The sequence below is a fragment of the Allobosea sp. UC22_33 genome (assembly GCF_042700715.1).
GTDB lineage: Bacteria > Pseudomonadota > Alphaproteobacteria > Rhizobiales > Beijerinckiaceae > Allobosea.
In genome coordinates, this window is record NZ_CP170556.1 from 4,032,713 (window position 1) to 4,050,335 (window position 17,623).

Annotated in this window: 16 protein-coding genes; 6 read left to right on the forward strand and 10 right to left on the reverse strand. The window is 65.5% G+C overall.

Annotated features, from left to right (window positions below; all coding sequences use genetic code 11):
* Positions 1–242: 242 nt before the first annotated feature.
* Positions 243–929, forward strand: a complete 687-nt coding sequence (locus tag ACFJGT_RS19650; protein ID WP_377841318.1) for a cold-shock protein — start codon at positions 243–245, stop codon at positions 927–929.
* Positions 930–1,040: 111 nt separating this feature from the next.
* Here the strand turns inward: ACFJGT_RS19650 and bfr are convergent, their stop codons facing one another.
* The 5 genes from bfr to ACFJGT_RS19675 all read right to left on the reverse strand — a co-directional run bounded on the left by bfr (position 1,041) and on the right by ACFJGT_RS19675 (position 5,679).
* Positions 1,041–1,535, reverse strand: a complete 495-nt coding sequence (bfr, locus tag ACFJGT_RS19655) for a bacterioferritin (protein WP_377841322.1) — start codon at positions 1,533–1,535, stop codon at positions 1,041–1,043.
* A 118-nt stretch (positions 1,536–1,653) separates the two neighbouring features.
* Positions 1,654–1,941: a bacterioferritin-associated ferredoxin gene (locus ACFJGT_RS19660; RefSeq protein WP_377841324.1), complete on the reverse strand. Its 288-nt coding sequence runs from the start codon at positions 1,939–1,941 to the stop codon at positions 1,654–1,656.
* Positions 1,938–2,471 (reverse strand): iron response transcriptional regulator IrrA, encoded by a 534-nt coding sequence (irrA, locus tag ACFJGT_RS19665; RefSeq protein ID WP_377841326.1) that lies wholly within the window; start codon positions 2,469–2,471, stop codon positions 1,938–1,940. The genes ACFJGT_RS19660 and irrA overlap by 4 nt, the downstream gene beginning before the upstream one ends.
* A 228-nt stretch (positions 2,472–2,699) precedes the next feature.
* Positions 2,700–4,289, reverse strand: coding sequence for a DHA2 family efflux MFS transporter permease subunit (locus ACFJGT_RS19670; RefSeq protein ID WP_377841328.1), 1,590 nt, complete (start codon positions 4,287–4,289; stop codon positions 2,700–2,702).
* A gap of 187 nt (positions 4,290–4,476) precedes the next feature.
* A complete protein-coding gene (locus ACFJGT_RS19675) occupies positions 4,477–5,679 on the reverse strand; it encodes an HlyD family secretion protein (RefSeq protein ID WP_377841331.1) in 1,203 nt (400 codons plus the stop codon).
* A 149-nt stretch (positions 5,680–5,828) separates the two neighbouring features.
* Between ACFJGT_RS19675 and ACFJGT_RS19680 the strand changes: the two genes are divergently transcribed.
* Positions 5,829–6,512, forward strand: a complete 684-nt coding sequence (locus ACFJGT_RS19680; RefSeq protein ID WP_377841335.1) for a TetR/AcrR family transcriptional regulator — start codon at positions 5,829–5,831, stop codon at positions 6,510–6,512.
* A 10-nt stretch (positions 6,513–6,522) separates the two neighbouring features.
* Here the strand turns inward: ACFJGT_RS19680 and ACFJGT_RS19685 are convergent, their stop codons facing one another.
* From ACFJGT_RS19685 to ACFJGT_RS19695, 3 genes are all read right to left on the reverse strand, one after another.
* Positions 6,523–7,023, reverse strand: coding sequence for a histidine kinase (locus ACFJGT_RS19685; RefSeq protein ID WP_377841337.1), 501 nt, complete (start codon positions 7,021–7,023; stop codon positions 6,523–6,525).
* A gap of 117 nt (positions 7,024–7,140) precedes the next feature.
* Complete coding sequence (locus ACFJGT_RS19690; protein ID WP_377841340.1) at positions 7,141–8,073, reverse strand: DMT family transporter; 933 nt, start codon at positions 8,071–8,073, stop codon at positions 7,141–7,143.
* Between the two features lie 147 nt (positions 8,074–8,220).
* A complete protein-coding gene (locus tag ACFJGT_RS19695) occupies positions 8,221–9,255 on the reverse strand; it encodes an aspartate-semialdehyde dehydrogenase (protein ID WP_377841344.1) in 1,035 nt (344 codons plus the stop codon).
* Between the two features lie 482 nt (positions 9,256–9,737).
* Here ACFJGT_RS19695 and ACFJGT_RS19700 point away from each other — a divergent pair, with 482 nt between their 5' ends.
* Positions 9,738–10,826 (forward strand): hypothetical protein, encoded by a 1,089-nt coding sequence (locus ACFJGT_RS19700; protein WP_377841346.1) that lies wholly within the window; start codon positions 9,738–9,740, stop codon positions 10,824–10,826.
* 89 nt (positions 10,827–10,915) lie between these two features.
* Entirely contained in the window at positions 10,916–11,221 is a 306-nt protein-coding gene (locus tag ACFJGT_RS19705) for a hypothetical protein (protein WP_377841348.1), read from the forward strand.
* A 183-nt stretch (positions 11,222–11,404) separates the two neighbouring features.
* Here ACFJGT_RS19705 and ACFJGT_RS19710 read toward each other — a convergent pair whose 3' ends face one another.
* Positions 11,405–13,804: a transketolase gene (locus ACFJGT_RS19710; RefSeq protein WP_377841350.1), complete on the reverse strand. Its 2,400-nt coding sequence runs from the start codon at positions 13,802–13,804 to the stop codon at positions 11,405–11,407.
* 386 nt (positions 13,805–14,190) lie between these two features.
* On the opposite strand from ACFJGT_RS19710, the gene ACFJGT_RS19715 reads away from it, so the two are divergent.
* A complete protein-coding gene (locus tag ACFJGT_RS19715; protein ID WP_377841352.1) occupies positions 14,191–15,612 on the forward strand; it encodes an amidohydrolase in 1,422 nt (473 codons plus the stop codon).
* Positions 15,613–15,818: 206 nt separating this feature from the next.
* Here the strand turns inward: ACFJGT_RS19715 and ACFJGT_RS19720 are convergent, their stop codons facing one another.
* The gene (locus ACFJGT_RS19720) at positions 15,819–16,097 is read right to left on the reverse strand and encodes a hypothetical protein (RefSeq protein ID WP_377841354.1); all 279 of its coding nucleotides are present in this window, start codon (positions 16,095–16,097) and stop codon (positions 15,819–15,821) included.
* Between the two features lie 278 nt (positions 16,098–16,375).
* On the opposite strand from ACFJGT_RS19720, the gene ACFJGT_RS19725 reads away from it, so the two are divergent.
* On the forward strand, positions 16,376–17,485 hold the full coding sequence (locus ACFJGT_RS19725) for an aminotransferase class I/II-fold pyridoxal phosphate-dependent enzyme (protein WP_377841356.1): 1,110 nt from the start codon (positions 16,376–16,378) through the stop codon (positions 17,483–17,485).
* Positions 17,486–17,623 lie beyond the last annotated feature (138 nt).

Genomic DNA, 17,623 nt, shown 5'->3' on the forward strand with positions numbered 1-17,623 from the left:
CCCGACCGATTGCAAGGGCATGGCCTGCGGCATTTTCGCCGAGCCTGCGATAAAATCGATCCGAAATGCCAGTCTCGCATGCATACAGCGCATGACGTGAACGAGAGATGACGCTGGGGACGGGGGCAGAAAACCGCTATAAAGACGTAAAATATCGTGCAATAATTTCGCACTGACCCCGATGACGGCGCGCCCGGCATGAGCTAAGTTGCGTGCTCCCGGTCACTCATATTTGAAGATCCATGTTCGATCGTCGCAAGCCTCCCGCTGCCCAGCCTTTCGTCACGCACGAAAACATCGAAGCCAAGGTCAAGTGGTTCGACCCCGAGAAGGGGTTCGGTTTCGCATCGCCCTCCGATGGTTCGGGCGATGTCTTCCTGCATGTTTCGGCCATCGGCCCGCTGGATCAGCAGGACCTGCTGCCCGGCGCCACGATCGTTGCCGATCTCGGCGAAGGTCGCCGCGGCCTCCAGGTCGTCGCGATCCATGAGATCGACGCCTCCACGGCGACGCAGACCGCGCCGGCCCCTCGTGCCTTCTCGCCCCGTCCCCCGCGCGATGATTTCGGCGGCGGCGGCGGTTATGGCGATCGGGACCGTGGCGGCTTCGGTGGCGACCGCGGCGGTTACAACGACCGTGGCGGTGATCGCGGCGGCTTCGGCGGCGGCGATCGCGGCCCGCGTGGCGGTGGCTTCCAGGATCGCGACAGCGGCCCGGTCGAAGGCCCCTATGATGGTGCCGTGAAGTTCTTCAACTCGGATCGCGGCTTCGGCTTCATCGCCCCCGACAAGGGCGGCCCGGACGTGTTCCTGCACGTCTCATCGCTCGGCCGCAGCGGCTTGCAGCCGCCGATGGACGGGCAGCGCGTGCGCTTCTCGATCCGCACCGGCCGCAAGGGTCCGGAAGCCGCCGACGTCAGCTTCATCTGACGCGACGCAGCTCTGCTGAAATAGCAAAGGCCCGCCAACTGGCGGGCCTTTTCTTTTGGCATCGGTCATCACTGGCAGGCGTACCGCCGAGACGGCACGCCCGACACAGGCTCAGTGGCCGTGGTCGTCGCCTTCCAGGCCGCCGATATGCTTCTGCGTGTAGAGTTCGATGCCGACGCGCCCGATCAGGTCGAGCTGCGTCTCCAGGAAGTCGATATGGCCTTCCTCGTCCTTCATCAGGGCCTTGAACAGGTCCTCGGACGGGAAGTCTCCGACCTCGCGGCAGTACTTCGCCGCCTCCTGATAAAGGGTGCGTGCTTCAAGCTCGGCCTTGAGGTCGCACTCGATCACTTCCGTGACGGTCTCGCCGATGCGCATCTGGTCGAGCGTCTGCAGGTTCGGGAAGCCCTCGAGGAAGAGGATGCGGTCGACGAAGCGGTCAGCATGGACCATCTCCTCGATCGATTCCTTCTTCCAGGTCTTCGCCATGTCCTTCAGGCCCCAGTTGTCCAGCATGCGGTAATGCAGCCAGTACTGGTTGATGGCGGTGAGCTCCGAGCGCAGCCCCTTGTTGAGATACTCGATGACCTTCTTGTCGCCCTTCATGGGGTGCACTCCGCAATCCACATTAGAATGATCCTAATGTAGACACGGACTGTCCAGAAGTGAAGAGGTAAAAAGCGGTCCCAGCGCTTTTGATCGAAACACGGGGGAGCACCGGCCCTCAGGCCGCGATGCTTTCCTCGGCGAGCTCGATCCCGTCGAACATGCGCCCAACCGAGACATGCACCGCGCATTCGATCTCGCGGCTGGCGCAGCTGCCGCATTGCGTCGCGCAGACCGCGCGGGCCTCGGCCAGAAGCGCCCGAACCTCACGTGCACAACGCCCGCAATCCGGGCTGCAGCCCAGACAATCATAGACCTCGCCGGCCGTCCGGGGACCGCTGCCATCGGCAGCGATGGTACCCTTGATCTGGCCGCAGGACAGGACGTTGCAGGAGCAGACGATCACGCGTGGTGGCCCACCACCCGCTTGGTCTCGATTTCCTCGCCATCGGCGCTGCGCAGGCGGACGATGACCTCGACCGAGGAGATCACCATGCCCTCAGGCGCATCCGGCAGCCCGGCGACCTGGATCATCGAGCCCGGAATATCGGTGACGGTCTCGTCGTCCTCGTTGTAGAAATGGTGATGCTCGGACACGTTGGTGTCGAAGAAGGTCTTCGGGCCGGAGACCGAGACCTGGCGCAGCAGGCCGGCCTCCGAGAACTGGCGCAGCGTGTTGTAGACGGTCGCGAGCGAGAGCGGCTCGCGCGCCCGCAGTGCTTCCTCGTAGAGCATCTCGGCGCTGACATGGCGGTCGCCCTTGGCGAAGAGCAGCCAGCCCAGCGCCATGCGCTGACGCGTGGGACGCAGGCCCGCCGTCCGCAGCCGCGCCTTCACGGCGCTGATCGGGCAGCTCGACGGGTTTTTCTGCGGCCACGGGATATGATCGGCCGACACCGGCCTGTGATCGTGATCCTTGCTCGCCAGAACACTCATTGTAACGCCTTCCACACGCCGAACCTCGGCAGCGTAGTTTAGAAAACCTCTAAACTACTGATATTGTTACCATATTTGGCAAAACATCGACCGAATGTCAATCTTCGCGCCTGCGACAACAGGCAGCGCCCACAGCACATCGCCGTGAGCGCCGCGTTCTCCGATACGCGGTGAACGCATGAGAGCGCGGCCGAGGTCGGCAGAAACTGCGACAAACGCAGGGCAGACCTAGTGACCGCCGCCTCCGCCGCCAGCAGCGGGCTTCGGCGGCTTGCGCAGGAACAGCGACATCAGGACAAGGCTCCCGAAGATCATGGTCAGCCCGAGGAAGACGTCGCCGAAGGCCATGACCAGCGCCTGCTTGTGGACGCGCTGGTTGATCAGGGCCAGCGCCATGGTCTGCGCGGCATCGCCATAATCGATGAATCGCTGCGCCGTATTGGCGAGCGCCTCTTCTGCCACCTGCCGCCCAGCAACGACCATCTCGTGCAGCCGGGTGATATGCAGGTCGGTGCGGGTGTTCAGCAGCGTGTTGATGACCGCAAGCCCGACGGCGCCGCCGAGATTGCGGGTCAGGTTGTAGAGCCCCGACGCATTCTTGAGCTGATGCGGCGGCAGCGAGCCCAGCGCGATGTTGTTGATCGGCACCATGCACAGCATCAACGAGCAGCCGCGCAGGATCTGCGGGACCAGGAGCTCGTGGAAGTCCCAGTCCGACGTGATGAAGGAGGCCCACCAGGTACCGACCGCGAAGCCGCCGAAGCCGACCATCATCATCACGCGCGGGTCGAGCTTGGTCGAAAGGCGCCCGGCGATCGGTGCTGTGAAGAACATGCACAGGCCGGTGACGAACATCGTCTCGCCGATCATCAGCGCGTCATAGCCCCTGATGCGCCCGAGATAGACCGGGTAGAGATAGGTCAGCCCGTAAAGACCGATGCCCATGGTGAAGGAGAACAATGAGCCGAAGGCGAAGTTGCGGTTCCTGAACGCGTAGAGATCGACCAGAGGATCGTCCCGCGTCAGCGCCCGCCAGAAGAACAATACCGCGCCGGCGACCATGACGACCGTGAAGAACAGGATCTCGTGGCTCTGGAACCAGTCCAGCCGCGTCCCTTCCTCGAGCACGTATTCGAGGCTGCCGAGGAAGGCCGCCATGGCGGCGAGCCCCAGCCAGTCGAAGCGCTTGATCAGGCTGTGGTCCGGCTTGTCGAAATCGATCAGCGTCCAGGCCGCGATGGTCACGCCGATGCCGGGCACCACATTGACGAGGAAGAGCCAGTGCCAGGAAAAGGCATGGCTGAGATAACCGCCGACGGTGGGGCCGATCGTCGGCGCGAGCGTCGCGACGAGGCCGATCAGCGGCGAGATCACCGGCCGCTTCGACGGCGGAAAAATGGTGAAGGCCGCAGCAAACACGCCGGGGATCATGCCGCCGCCGATGAAGCCCTGCACCGCCCGCCACAGGATCATCTCGTTGATCGAGGTCGCCTGCGCGCAGAGCACGCTGGCGATGGTGAAGCCCGCTGCCGCGATCGAGAAGAACACGCGCGTCGACAGCGCCCGGCTGAGATAACCGGAGAGCGGGATCATGATGACTTCGGCGATCAGATAGGCGGTCTGGACCCATGCGACCTCGTCGGACGAGGCGGACAGGCCGGCCTGGATCTCCGCCAGCGAGGCCGAAACGATCTGGATGTCGAGGATCGCCATGAACATGCCGAAGACCATCGCCATGAAGGCGAAGATCCGGCGCAAGGGGATGGCGTCCGAAGCCGGAGGCGCTCCCGCCGGCGCATTCAGGGTCGCGGTGGCCATGGCGGCCTACCTTTCCTCGGGGTCATCCCGTGCGCGCTGCGGCATGTGAATGCCGCTGCGCAGACACGGGACCGTCATCAGAACGAGGCGCCCTCAAAGCGCCGGGAATCGGTAGCTTCTCGTCTCGCGGTCCCGCATCTGCGCAGCAGCACTGCTTGCCGCAGCGCGTGCGGGATGACCCGCTTCATCAATGCTGCGCGGCCGGCCTCGGATCGATCGAGACCACGACCGACATGCCCGGCCGCAGCACATGCTTCGCGGTCGATTCGCGGTCGAGCATGATCCGCACGGGAACGCGCTGGACGATCTTGGTGAAGTTGCCCGTCGCGTTGTCGGGCGGCAGCAGCGTGAAGACCGAGCCCGTGCCGCCGGCGATGCCGCTGACCGTGCCGTGGAAGACCTGCCCCGGCAGCGCATCGACAGTGATGTTCGCCTTGTCGCCGGTCTTCAGGGGGCCGACCTGCGTCTCCTTGAAATTGGCGTCGACATAGACCTGATCGAGCGGAACGATCGACATCAGGCGCTTGCCGGCACCGACAAGGTCGCCGATCTGCATATTGGTGTTGGCAACGATGCCGTCGATCGGCGCGGCGATCTTCATGAAGGAGAGATCGCGCTCGGCCTTCTGCTCGGCGACCTTGAGCTCGTCGATCTGGCGGGCCGCCTCGATGCGCTGCGCCTCCAGAACCTTGATGTTCGCCTGCGCCTGCACCACGCCGGCCTTGGCACTCGCCAGCGAAGCGATCGCCTGGTCGCGTCCGGCCGTCGCGGCATCGAGCGTCGCCTGCGAGCCATAGGACTTGGCGGCGAGGCTGTTGGCGCGTTCGAAATCGGCGGCCGTGCGCGTCACCGCGGCCTCGGCCGAGTTCTGCTGCGCCTGCGCCTGCAACTGGGCCGCACGCGCAGCCTCCACCTGGCTGTCGATGCGGGCCAGCGTCGCCTGCGCCGTCGCGGTCTTGGCACGGGCACTATCCAGCGCGATGCGCCAGTCGCCATCGTCGAGCGCGACCAGCGGCTGCCCGGCCTTGACCTCCTGGTTCTGTCGCACCGAGACGGTGGCGATATTGGCGGAGAGCTTGGCTGAAATCGTTGCCATCTCCGCGCCGACATAGGCATCATCCGTCGAGACGATGAAGCGGCCATTGCGCCACCAGTCGATGCCGTACCAGAGCCCGGCGCCGACGACGGCCGCAGCCACCACAAGCAGTGCGCCGCGCTTCAGCGGGCTCTTTCCGGATTTGGCCTTGGCCTCGGCAGCTTCGGGCGGGGCGTTCTTCGCCTGCGCCTCGCGGGCGGTGGCAGGCTCGGCCGCCGGCTGGGCGGTCTCGGCCTTGGCATCGACCAGCTTCAGCCGGTCACGGCGGTGTTCGGTGGCGGTTTCAGCAGACATTGGGCGTCCTGCATGTCAATTCGAACCAACCGGTTCGATTGCGCTTGAAATAGCGCGACGCATGATGCATATCAAGTCAAATCGAACCGGCTGGTTCGATTCTTTTTTCGCAGCTGCCATGCAGGGCCCGCAGACCGGGCCGGAATGAAATGTCGGAAAGCTCTGAAAGCCTGGTCAAGACGGGCGCCCGCAATCGTCGGATCGCCGGCACCGATCCCGACAAGCGTCGCCAGATCCTGGACGGCGCCCTGCAGGTCTTCACCTCGCGCGGCTTCGACGCCGCCAGCATGAGCGACATCGCCGCTGCCGCAAACGTCTCGAAGGGCACGCTCTATGTCTATTTCGAGGACAAGGAGCATCTCTTCGTCGCGCTGATCCAGCGCGAGCGCGAGGCCCAGAAGCGCGGCGCGATCGAGGCCCTCAACGAGGATTCCGATCCCGTTCGCGCGCTGACCACCTTCGGCCGCTGCATCGTCAGGATGATCAACGGCGACCTCGCCGTCAGCGCCCATCGCGTCGTCATCGGCGTGGCCGAACGCATGCCGGACCTTGGTCGCGGCTTCTACGAGAACGGCCCGATGCTGGGCTCGAAGCTGATCGCTGGCTATCTCGACCGCATGGTCGCCGAGGGCAAGCTCGCGATCGACGACACCTATCTCGCCGCCGTCCAGTTCCTCGACCTCTGCCAGTCGACCCTGACCCGCCCGCGCCTGTTCAACGCCGTCCGCACGCCCCCGAGCGACGAGGAGATCGAGCGCGTCGTCGCCTCGGCCATGGCGATGTTCATGGCGCGCTATGGACGCGCGACTGGCTCGGAGCCAGCCGCACGCTGAACGAGGCGCCCTATTTCAGCCCCTTCAGGCTGTCGATGATCGAAGCCAGATCCTTGAGGTTCTCCTTCTCGCCCTCGGGCGAGGCCCAATAGGTCACGACGAGCCCCTTGGTCTCGGTGACCTGCAGCAGGGTCAGGCTGACATGGGTGGGGCCATCCTCGTCCTTGCCGGTCCACTGCACCTGAACGCCTTCCATGCCATTGCTGGAGAACGGCTTCTTCTCCTGCGTCGCGGGATCGACGACGACGCCCTTGCTCTTCAGCCAGGTGACCGCTTCGGCAATGGCCTGCGCGGCGTCCTTCAATTCCGTCACTTCGACCGAGATGTAGACGGCCTCGTCATCGGAGGTCGATTCGACGCCCTTCTCGATCTCGGTGGATTCCCAATCGTCCGGCATCGTGATGACCGCGACGGGATTGGGATCGGGAATGGAATAGGTCTTGGCGCTTGCGAGCTCGGACAGCAGGAAAAGGCTGGCGGCGAGAACCGCGCGTGCGAGATGGATCGACATCGGTCGTTCCTGGGAGGAGGCGCCGGGTGGCGCAACGTCATCCTATAGCAACCTGACCCCGATGCCACGCATGCGAAAAGGAGGCGCGTCCCTATCACGATCCTTGGTTACCAATCGTCAGCCAGCGACCTGTTTCGCGCGGATGCGCTCGCGATGGGCCGTGTAGAGGCCGGAAGCCGCGATGATCGCCGCGCCGACATAAGTCCAGATATCCGGGATCGCCGCGAAAACCAGATAGCCGAAGATCGAGGACCAGAGCAGCTGCGAATAGGCGAAGGGCGCCAGCAGCGAGGCATCCGCATAGCGGAAGGCCTGAATGAGGAAGATATGCCCGATCGTCGAGATGCCCCCGACGAAGATGCCGATCAGGACTGCCTTGAGATCGAGCGCCTGCCAGCTGAACGGCACCATCAACGAAAGCAGGATGAAGCCGATCGTGGCGGAATAGGCCAGCGTCACCACCGGGATCTCGGTGCGGCTCATCATCCGGGTGACGATCAACGAAAACGCCCAGAAGAACGACGAGCCGAGGACGAAGAACGACGCGCTGTGAAAGCCGTCTCCTCCGGGGCGCACCACGACCAGAACACCGATCAGCCCGACGATGGTGGCGAGCCAGCGCCGCCAGCCGACGATTTCGCCCAGGATCGGAATCGACAGCGCCGTCACGAAGAGCGGCGAAACGAAGGAGGTGGCGGTCGCGTCCGCCATCGGCAGGTCGTGCAGCCCGGCCACGAACAGGATCGAGGAGACCGTCACGCCCAGGGCCCGCAGCACCTGCAGGCCCGGCCGGCTCGTGCGCATCCTGCGGAAGCCGCCGGTGAAGCAGATGGTGACCAGCATGATCGCGGCGAAGGTGCCGTAGCGCATCCAGCTGATCTGGAGCGCGGGCAAGGTGGTCGCGAGATATTTGGAGGCGATGTCGCCGCTGCACATGAAAATCGATGAGAGCAGCAGCAGCGCGATGCCGCGCGCGGAATTGTCGATGCGCAGCGGTCTGCCTTCCTGCGGAGGGACGACCGGCGGTTCAGGAAGGGGAGCGTTGGGCAAGGCTAAGGTTCGCGCGCGAGGAATGCTCAAGCCTTAGCCGTTTTGCCCGGCATAGCCACACGCAAAGACGGTCGCCCGCCCATGCGCATGGACATTGCCGGTGACCCCTGCCCGGTTTTCGGACAGGGTCGGATAACGCAGCCTGCTTCAGGCGGCCTGCTTGCGCGGCTGGATCAGCTTGCGGTTGACGAGGACCTCGGCGATCTGCACCGCGTTCAGGGCAGCGCCCTTGCGCAGGTTGTCGGAGACGCACCAGAAGGCGAGGCCGTTCTCGACGGTCGCATCCTCGCGGATGCGCGAGATATAGGTCGCGTCCTCGCCGGCCGCCTCATGCGGGGTGATGTAGCCACCGGGCTCGTGCTTATCGATGACGAGGATGCCCGGCGCCGTGCGCAGCACCTCGCGCGCCTCGTCGGCGGTGATCGGCTTCTCGCACTCGATGTTGACGCTCTCGGAATGGCCGATGAAGACCGGCACGCGCACGCAGGTCGCGGTCAGCTTGATCTTCTTGTCGAGGATCTTCTTGGTCTCGACCATCATCTTCCACTCTTCCTTGGTAAAGCCGTCCTCCATGAAGACGTCGATCTGCGGGATGAGGTTGAAGGAGATGCGCTTCGGGAACTTCTTGGTGGTGACCTCGCCGGCCGAGAACACGGCGCGGGTCTGGTTGAACAATTCGTCCATGCCTTCCTTGCCCGCGCCGGAAACCGACTGATAGGTCGAGACGACGACGCGCTTGATGCCGAACTTGTCATGCAGCGGCTTCAGCGCGACGACGAGCTGCGCGGTCGAGCAGTTCGGGTTGGCGATGATATTCATCTTGGTGAAGCCGGCGGCGGCGGCGGCGTTCACCTCGGGCACGATCAGCGGCACGTCCGGATGCATGCGGAAGGCCGAGGAATTGTCGATGACGACGCAGCCCTGCGCGCCGATCTTCGGCGACCAGACCTTGGAGACGTCGCCGCCGGCCGACATCAGGCAGATATCGGTGTCGGAGAAGTCGTAATGCTCCAGCGCCCGGCACTTCAGCGTCTTGTCGCCGAAGGAAACCTCGGTGCCGACCGAGCGGGAGGAGGCGAGCGCCACGACCTCGCCGACGGGGAAGGCGCGCTCGGCGAGAATGTCCAGCATCTCGCGGCCTACATTGCCGGTTGCTCCGACGACTGCGACCTTGAAGCTCATGATGTGATCCTTTGCGGATAAAGCGGTACGGGTCTCCCTTTGGGGGCCGCCCCGCACCGGTTTCGGGCGGGTTCGGCGATCTCTCCCCGCCGGGGGGAGATGGACCCGGAACCGAGGCGAAGCGTCAGCGCGACAGGCCGGTTTTCCCGGTCGTCGTTTTGGTCGTGAGTTTCGTCGTCGTCAGACGGACAGTCACAGAGCCAATCCCGAAGGGCTGAAAACGTCGCTAGGCGGCGCAACCTTGCACCACGCCCCTGTCAGAACACCGGGAGCGGTGAAAAGTCAATCTCCTCCTCATAGTCGCATCCCGGCCGCCCGTTAACCCTGCTCGTTGACCTCCTGTTCACGCTGCCTGCCGATCGCGCCCTTTCGGTAACCCGACGGCGACTCCGCCGGTTCAGCCTGCCCGCCTGAGTGAGGAATGCGCGGCCCCTGTTTCGCCGTGCGGGAGTGACGGGTTGCGTTTGCGTTCGGACGAATTGATGTCGCGGGTTCGGCCCGTGCTGCTGCAGCTGCGACGCGGCCGGCTCGGCGCCGGCACGCTGTCCCGCAAGGCATGGGCATGGGCCGCGAAGGTCGATCTCGTCCCGCTTCTCATCACCGGCGCCGATCGGATCGAAGCGGGTTTCCGGATCGCCTGCCGTACCGGCCATCGCCTCGTGCCGCGCGGTGGCTTCGGCTTGCCTGGCGCGCTGGCCTGGCGCATCGGCGCCGCGCTCGGCGGCATCAGCCTGACGGCCGCGCTCGTCACCGGTCTCTCGGCGAATGGCGGAGGACAGACCCAACTCGCCAGCCTGACATCGCCCGTGGCGGCTGCCACGACCCAGAATGCGGCTATCGTGCGCAGGCCGCTCCTCGCTGATGCCGAAGCGGACTGGGTTGCGATCACCCGCCCGATCGCGATCTTCAACCTCGAAGCACCCGAACTCGGCCGGACTGCTCCCACCGTCGAGGCACGCCGCAGCCAGGACGGCACGAGGCGCGAGGATCTGCTGAGCTTCGGCGGCTTCACTGGATCGAACCCGCATCTCGCGCTGCGCCTGATGACAGGAGACGGCATCGCCGCGAGTTCCTCTTCCTTCACAGTCGCACTGGTTCACGCTGCGGCGCTCCGCAGCCTCGCCGTCGAGCGCGGCAGTACGACCGCCGTGATCGAGACCCGCTTCGGCCCGCTCGAAACCGCCGACATCGTCCTCGGCAACGGCGCGGAAAGCCGCGCCTGTCTCGCCTTCCGTACGGTCGGCCCCGACGCGCCCTTCGCGATGAGCGGCTGGTGGTGTGCCGGCGCCAAGCCCAGCGACCGCAAGCAACTGACCTGCCTGATCGACCGGCTCGACCTCGCCAATGCCGGCGCCGAACCGGAGTTGCGTGCCGCCTTCGCCCGCAGCGAGCTCCGACGTCACCCGGGCTGTGCCACGCCGCGCCTTTCCGCAACCGGGCGCAAGGTCTCCTGGCTGGACGCGGATGGCACGATGCCGACCCTGCGCATGAAGACCGCGACCGCCGAGCCGGCGAAGCCGGCAGCGGAGCCGCGCCAGCGCCGCGGGAAGAAGCCCCGCAATCCCCGCTAACAAAGTTGTTAACGACGCGGTGCTAATCTTTGCGCCGGTTTTTCGATGCTTACATCGAGTGGAACAACCCACTCCCGGAGATTGCCGTCATGATGTCGTTCAAGCGCGTTGCCGCCCTCCTCGCCGTCGCTGTCGCGGCCTCGACCGTGATGGCGAGCATCGCCGAGGCGCAAAGCCGCCGTGGCCCGCTGCGCGTCACCGTGCAGAAGCGCAGCTATTTCGACGCGGGTAATGTCGTGCCGGTCGGCTCGCTGAACCGCTATGCCAGCCAGCACAGCTACGCTTCGCCGGTCTATGCCAGCACGGGCGACCTCTACGGCGAAGGCACCCTGCCCGGCCGCATCGGCGCGGGTTCCAACCCGTTCGCGAACACTTTCGCGACGCCGCGCTTCTGAGAGATTTAAAGGGCGCCTGTCATCCCGTGCGCGCTGCAGCGTGAAACGCTGCTGCGCAGACACGGGACCGTCGTCAGGAAAAGGCGCCTTCTCGTCGCGCGATCCCGCATCTGCGCAGCAGCACTGCGTGCCGCAGCGCGTGCGGGATGACACACTTCATCAAAGCGCGCCTCCTTCGCCTGCTTACTCCGGCAACGCCTTGAGATAACGCACCGGCCGCCCCGGCGCCGCGGCGTTCGCCGCATGCACGATCGCATTCGCATCGATGCCGAAGTGGCGGTAGAGATCCGCCACCGTACCGGTCTGGCCGAAATGCTCGACGCCGAGCGCCTTCTGCTTGTGGCCATGGACGCTGCCGAGCCAAGCCAGCGTCGCCGGATGCCCGTCCAGCACCGAGACGATCCCGCAGTCACGGGAGAGCTCGCCGAGCAGCCGCTCGACATGGCTCGTCGCCTCGTGATTGCCGCGCTGACGCGCCCGCTCGGCCGCCTGCCAGCCGGCATTGAGCCGGTCCGCCGAAGTTATCGCGAGCAGGCCGACATCACGCCGGTCCTCGGAGAGCAGCCCCACCGCCTCGATCGCCTCAGGTGCCACCGCCCCGGTATAGGCGACCACGACTGAGGCATTCGGGCCCGGTTTCCTGAGCCAATAGGCGCCGTCGATGATGGCGCGCTCCAGCTCAGGGGTCATCGCCCGGCTTGGCTGCTCGACCTGCCGGGTCGAGAGGCGCAGATAGACCGAGCCGCCGGTCTCGTCGCGCAGCCAGGTGCGTTCGTCCGGATCGCCCTCGCCGTCGCGCTGCATGTAGTCGAAGGACCAGCGCATCATCACGGCGAGCTCGTCGACGAAGGCCGGCTCGAATGAGCAGAGCCCGTCCTGGCTCATGCCGATCAAGGGCGTCGCGATCGACTGATGCGCCCCGCCCTCCGGCGCCAGCGTCACGCCGGACGGCGTCGCCACGACCATGAAGCGCGCATCCTGGTAGCAGGCATAGTTCAGCGCATCGAGACCGCGCGAGATGAAGGGGTCGTAGAGCGTGCCGATCGGGATCAGGCGCTCGCCGAAGATCGAATGCGAGAGGCCGAGCGCCGAGAGATTGATGAACAGGTTCATCTCGGCGATGCCGAGCTCGACATGCTGTCCCTTCGGCGAGAACTCCCATTTCTGCATCGAGGGAATGCGCTCGTCCTTGAAGGTGTCGGCCATCGACGCCTTGGCGAAGAGACCGCGCCGGTTCACCCAGGGTCCGAGATTGGTCGAGACGGTGACGTCCGGAGCGGTCGTCACGATGCGATCGGCGAGCGGCCCGCCGGTCTTGGCCAGATCGTCCAGCACCTTGCCGAAGCCCATCTGGGTGGACATCGACGGCTGGATGCCAGCCTCCAGCCTGTCCGGCACCGGCAGTTTCGGAGCCGAGAAGCGCCGCCGCCCCTGCGAGAAGAACGGCACGGTGTCGAGAAAGGCCCGCATCTCGCCCTCAGGCAGGCCAAGGCCCTCGAACAGGTCCCATTCATGGCCGGGGCGGATGTCGTTCGCCTTGCGGAAACCGTCGAGCTGCTCCTTGGTCATCAGCCCGGCATGGTTGTCCTTGTGCCCGGCGATCGGCAGCCCGAACCCCTTGACCGTATAGGCGAGGAAACAAACCGGCCGGTCATGGTCGATCGCCTCGAAGGCTTCCAGGATCGAGGGCAGGTCGTGGCCGCCGAGATTGCACATCAGCTTCGAGAGCTCGGCATCCGAACGCTTCTCGATCAGCTTAGTCACCGGCCCCTGGTCGCCGAGATCGTCCATCAGGCGCTTGCGCCAGGCCGCGCCGCCCTGGAAGGTCAGCGCCGAATAGAGCTGGTTCGGGCAGGAATCGATCCAGGCCTTCAGCCGCTCGCCGCCCTTCTCCTTGAAGGCGGCCTGCTGCAGCGAGCCATATTTCAGCGTGACGACATCCCAGCCGAAGTTGCGGAACATCGTCTCGAACCGGTCGTAGAGCCCCTCGCGGATCACCGCGTCGAGCGACTGGCGGTTATAGTCGATGATCCACCAGGTGTTGCGCAGGCCGTGCTTCCAGCCCTCCATCAGGGCTTCGAAGATATTGCCCTCGTCGAGCTCGGCATCACCGATCAGCGAGACCATGCGGCCTTCCGGCCTGTCCTTCGCCCAGCCATGCGCCTTCACGTAATCCTGCGTCAGCGAGGAAAACAGCGTCTGCGCGACGCCGAGGCCGACCGAGCCGGTCGAGAAATCGACATCGTCGATATCCTTGGTGCGCGAGGGATAACTCTGCGCGCCCTTGTAGCCGCGGAAGTTCTCGAGCTTTTCGCGGGTCTGCAGGCCCATCAGATAGTTGATGGCGTGGAAGATCGGCGAGGCATGCGGCTTCACCGCGACCCGGTCCTGCGGCTTCAGCGCGGCCATGTAGAGCGCCGTCATGATCGTCGCGAGCGAGGCCGAGGAGGCCTGGTGCCCGCCGACCTTCATCCCGTCCTCGTTCTGGCGGATGTGGTTGGCGTTGTGGATCGTCCACGAGGCCAGCCAGAGGATCTTCTTCTCCAGCTCGGCGAGAAACGGCAGGCGCGGATCTGTTGTCATGGATTTTGGCTCGAACTCCCCAGTGCAACCGATCATGCACGGAAGCACTGGCAGAACGAGCCAAATTTCCGTGTCGTCACCGCTGCGTTTGGCGGTTTCCGCTACGGCGACATGGCTGAGCGCGGGAAACCGCCAAAGGCGTAAGTGAAGAGCGTCATCCCGTGCGCGCTGCGGCGCGCAGTGCCGCGGCGCAGACACGGGACCGTACGACGAGGAGGCGCCCTTTCCTGAGGACGGTCCCGTGTCTGCGCCGCAGCATTACACGCTGCAGCGCGCACGGGATGACAGGCGGCTCTGAGGGCGCCCCGCTTGTGACCCACCGCCGCCCCATGCCAGAACCCCCGGCACGGAATCGGGCCACACGACCCGCGCAGGAGGAAACTTCCATGAGCAACAGCAAGGATGTCTGGCGTCGGGTCGACGACAAGGCTCCCGCCTATTTCGGGCTGTCCGACCGCATCTGGCACATGCCGGAGCTGAACTATCAGGAGGTCCGTTCGGCCGCCGAGCACCGCGCCATGCTGGAAAGCGAGGGCTTTCGCGTGACGACCGGCGTCGCCGGCATCCCCACCGCGGTCATCGGCGAGGCCGGTGAGGGCGGCCCGGTCATCGCGATCATGGGCGAGTTCGACGCCCTGCCGGGCCTGAGCCAGGAGGCGGGCAATGCGACCGAGACCCCGGTCGAGAAGGGCGGCAACGGCCATGGCTGCGGCCACAACATGCTGGGCTCGGCCTCGCTCCTCGCCGCCGCCGCGGTGAAGGACTACCTCGCCGCCAACGGGCTCAAGGGCCGCGTGCGCTATTACGGCTGCCCGGCGGAGGAAGGCGGCTCGGCCAAGGGCTTCATGGTGCGCGCCGGCGCCTTCGACGACGTCGATATCGCGCTGTGCTGGCACCCGGCCTCGTTCAACGGTGTCAACCGCGCCTTCTCGCTGGCCTGCGTCGAGATCGAGTTCACCTTCTCCGGCCGTGCCTCCCATGCCGCCGCCGCGCCGCATCTCGGCCGCTCGGCGCTTGACGCGGTCGAATTGATGCATATCGGCGTCAACTACATGCGCGAGCACATGCCATCGACCGCGCGCGTGCATTACGCGATCATCAATGCCGGCGGCATCGCCCCCAACGTGGTGCAGGCCACCGCGACGACGCGCCAGTTGATCCGCGCCGCGACCCTCAGTGAGATGTGGGAACTCGTCGCCCGCGTGAAGAAGATCGCCGAGGGCGCGGCCCTGATGAGCGAAACCACGGTCGCGATCAAACAGCTCTCGGGCGACGCCAATCTCGTCGGCAACCGGCCGCTGGAAGAGGCGATGCAGGCCAATCTGCTGGCACTGGGCGGCCCCGGTTTCGACGCGGCCGACCATGCCTTCGCCGCGAAATTCCAGGAGACGCTGAGCCCGCAGGACATCGCCGCTGCCTATGGCCGCTTCGACCTGAAGCCGAAGGAGAGCGAGGCGCTGAGCGACGAGATCTATCCGCTCGGCGCCGGCAACGACACCTCCGTCGGCTCGACCGATGTCGGCACGGTGAGCTGGGTCGTCCCGACCGTGCAGTGCCGCACCGCCTGCTACGCGATCGGCACGCCCGGCCATTCCTGGCAGCTCGTCGCACAAGGCTTGGCACCGGCCGCCCACAAGGGCCTGGCGCTCGCGGCCAAGGCGATGGCCGGCGTCGCCTCGGACGTGCTGAACGATCCCGCTTTGCTCAAGGCGGCCAAGGACGAGTTCGCCGCCTTCCGCGCCAAGAACCCCTTCGCCAATCCGATCACGGACGATGTCGAGCCCCCGCTCGACATGGCCGCGCATTGAGCGGGCGGCCCAGAAACAACGCAACTTGAGAATGAGTGAGGCCTACCTCACTCATCCTGGCAGCCATCTCAGCCCAAAGCACGGGTCATCCCGGACGCAGCGAAGCGGAGATCCGGGATCCATGCCTGAACCGTTCCGGAATGGATCCCGGGTCTCCCTTCGGTCGCCCGGGATGACCCGCGGGTTTCGTTTGGGAATTGGAAGGCTTAGCCGCCCTGCGGCCCCGACAGCTCGACGCGGATCGCCGGGCGGGTCGCCTTGAACTCGGCGACGGCAGCCGAGGTGAGATCCGAAACGGAGTCGGACGCGCTAGACATCAGGCGCAGGATGATGCGACCCAGCCGGTCGCGCGCTTCGCTCTCCAGCTCGGCATCGAGCCTGCTGTCATGTCCGATCGCGGCCCAGGCTCTGGCCTGGACGGCTTCTGCGACGAGCAGTTCCTGGGAGTTCAGGACGCCGGGAAAGCGGAAATTCGAAGTAGGCATCGGCAATTCAAACATGGCTGGCCAACGGATATAGGGCGGCCCCGGTTCCCGGCAAGGCTAAGAGAAAATCCGCGGCCGGACGGACCGCCCCTTCACCTTCGAGAACTCCGTGTGACGAGCACGCAAAGAAAGCCGACGACGATCGAACATAAACAATCAGTCCAAATTGGATTTACTGTCCAAATTTGCCTTGACCCACTCCTTTCACATCTGCACAGATGGCCGCCACACCTTGGCGCCCCGGCGGCAAGCGACAGGCCGCAAGGCGGGAGGCTCGCGTGAAGTTCGACATTTTCCAGATGGAGCGGAACCAGACGCTCTTCGAGAACGACGTCGAGATCAACCTGACCGAGAGCGGCGTCCATCCCTGGTCGATCGAGGATATCCTGGGCGGAGAGGCCGCCCGCGACCTGCTGAAGCAGCCGCTCGGCTATGGCTGGACCGATGGCCGGCCGAACCTGCGCGCCAATATCGCCTCCTGGTATCCGGGCGCGAGCGCCGCGAACGTGCTCGTCACCAACGGCTCCTCCGAGGCGACGATGATCGCGCTGATGGCGCTGTTCGAGCCCGGTGACGCGCTGGTCTTCGCCCTGCCGAACTTCATGCAGATCGACGGGCTCGGCCGCGCGCTCGGCTTCGACATCCGCCGGCTCGAATTGTCGGGCGACACGGACTGGCAGATCGACCCCGCCCAATTGGCCAAGGTCGCCGCCGGCACCAAGGCGATCGCCGTGACCAACCCCGCCAACCCCACCGGCAGCGTGCTCTCAGCCGCCAGCCGCGCCGCGCTCGTCGAGGCCGCCCGGCGTAACGACGCCTGGCTGATGGTGGACGAGATCTATCGCGGCGGCGAGATCGACGGCGCCGAGACGGAGACGCTGTGGGGCAGCTATCCCAAGGTCGTGGTCACCAGCAGTCTCTCGAAATCCTTCGCCTGCCCCGGCTTGCGCCTTGGCTGGATCGTGGCGCCCACCGAAGTCGTCGCATCAGCCGCCGAGCGGCAGGACTACACCACGATCGGCAGCGGCATCCTCAGCCAGATCCTCGCAGAAGAGGTGATGCGGCCGGAAACGCGCGGACGCCTGCTCGCGCGCGGCCGCGATTTGCTGCGCAGCAATGCCGATCTCGTGGCGCAATGGATGGCGCAGCATAACGACTGGTCGTGGCGTCGCCCGCAGGCCGGCGGCATGGCCTTCCTGCGCTATCCGCTGGACATGCCCTCCGAAGTCTTCTCGCAGAAGCTGCGCGAGGAGGAGAGCGTCTTCGTCGTCGCCGGAAGCTGGTTCGGCATCGAGAACCACATCCGCATCGGCATCGGCGTGCCGACCGAGGTGCTGCGCGACGGGCTGGCGCGGATGGATCGGTTTCTCGCGCGGTGCAAGGGCTGACTGAAGAGCCCTCACGGCATTCGACGGCACTTCGGAACCACACCGTCATCCCGGGCTTGCCCCGGAATCCATCATAAAGCGAAACACCCTTCGATGGATCCCCGATCGGCGCCGCTGACGCGGCTTGTCCGGGATGAC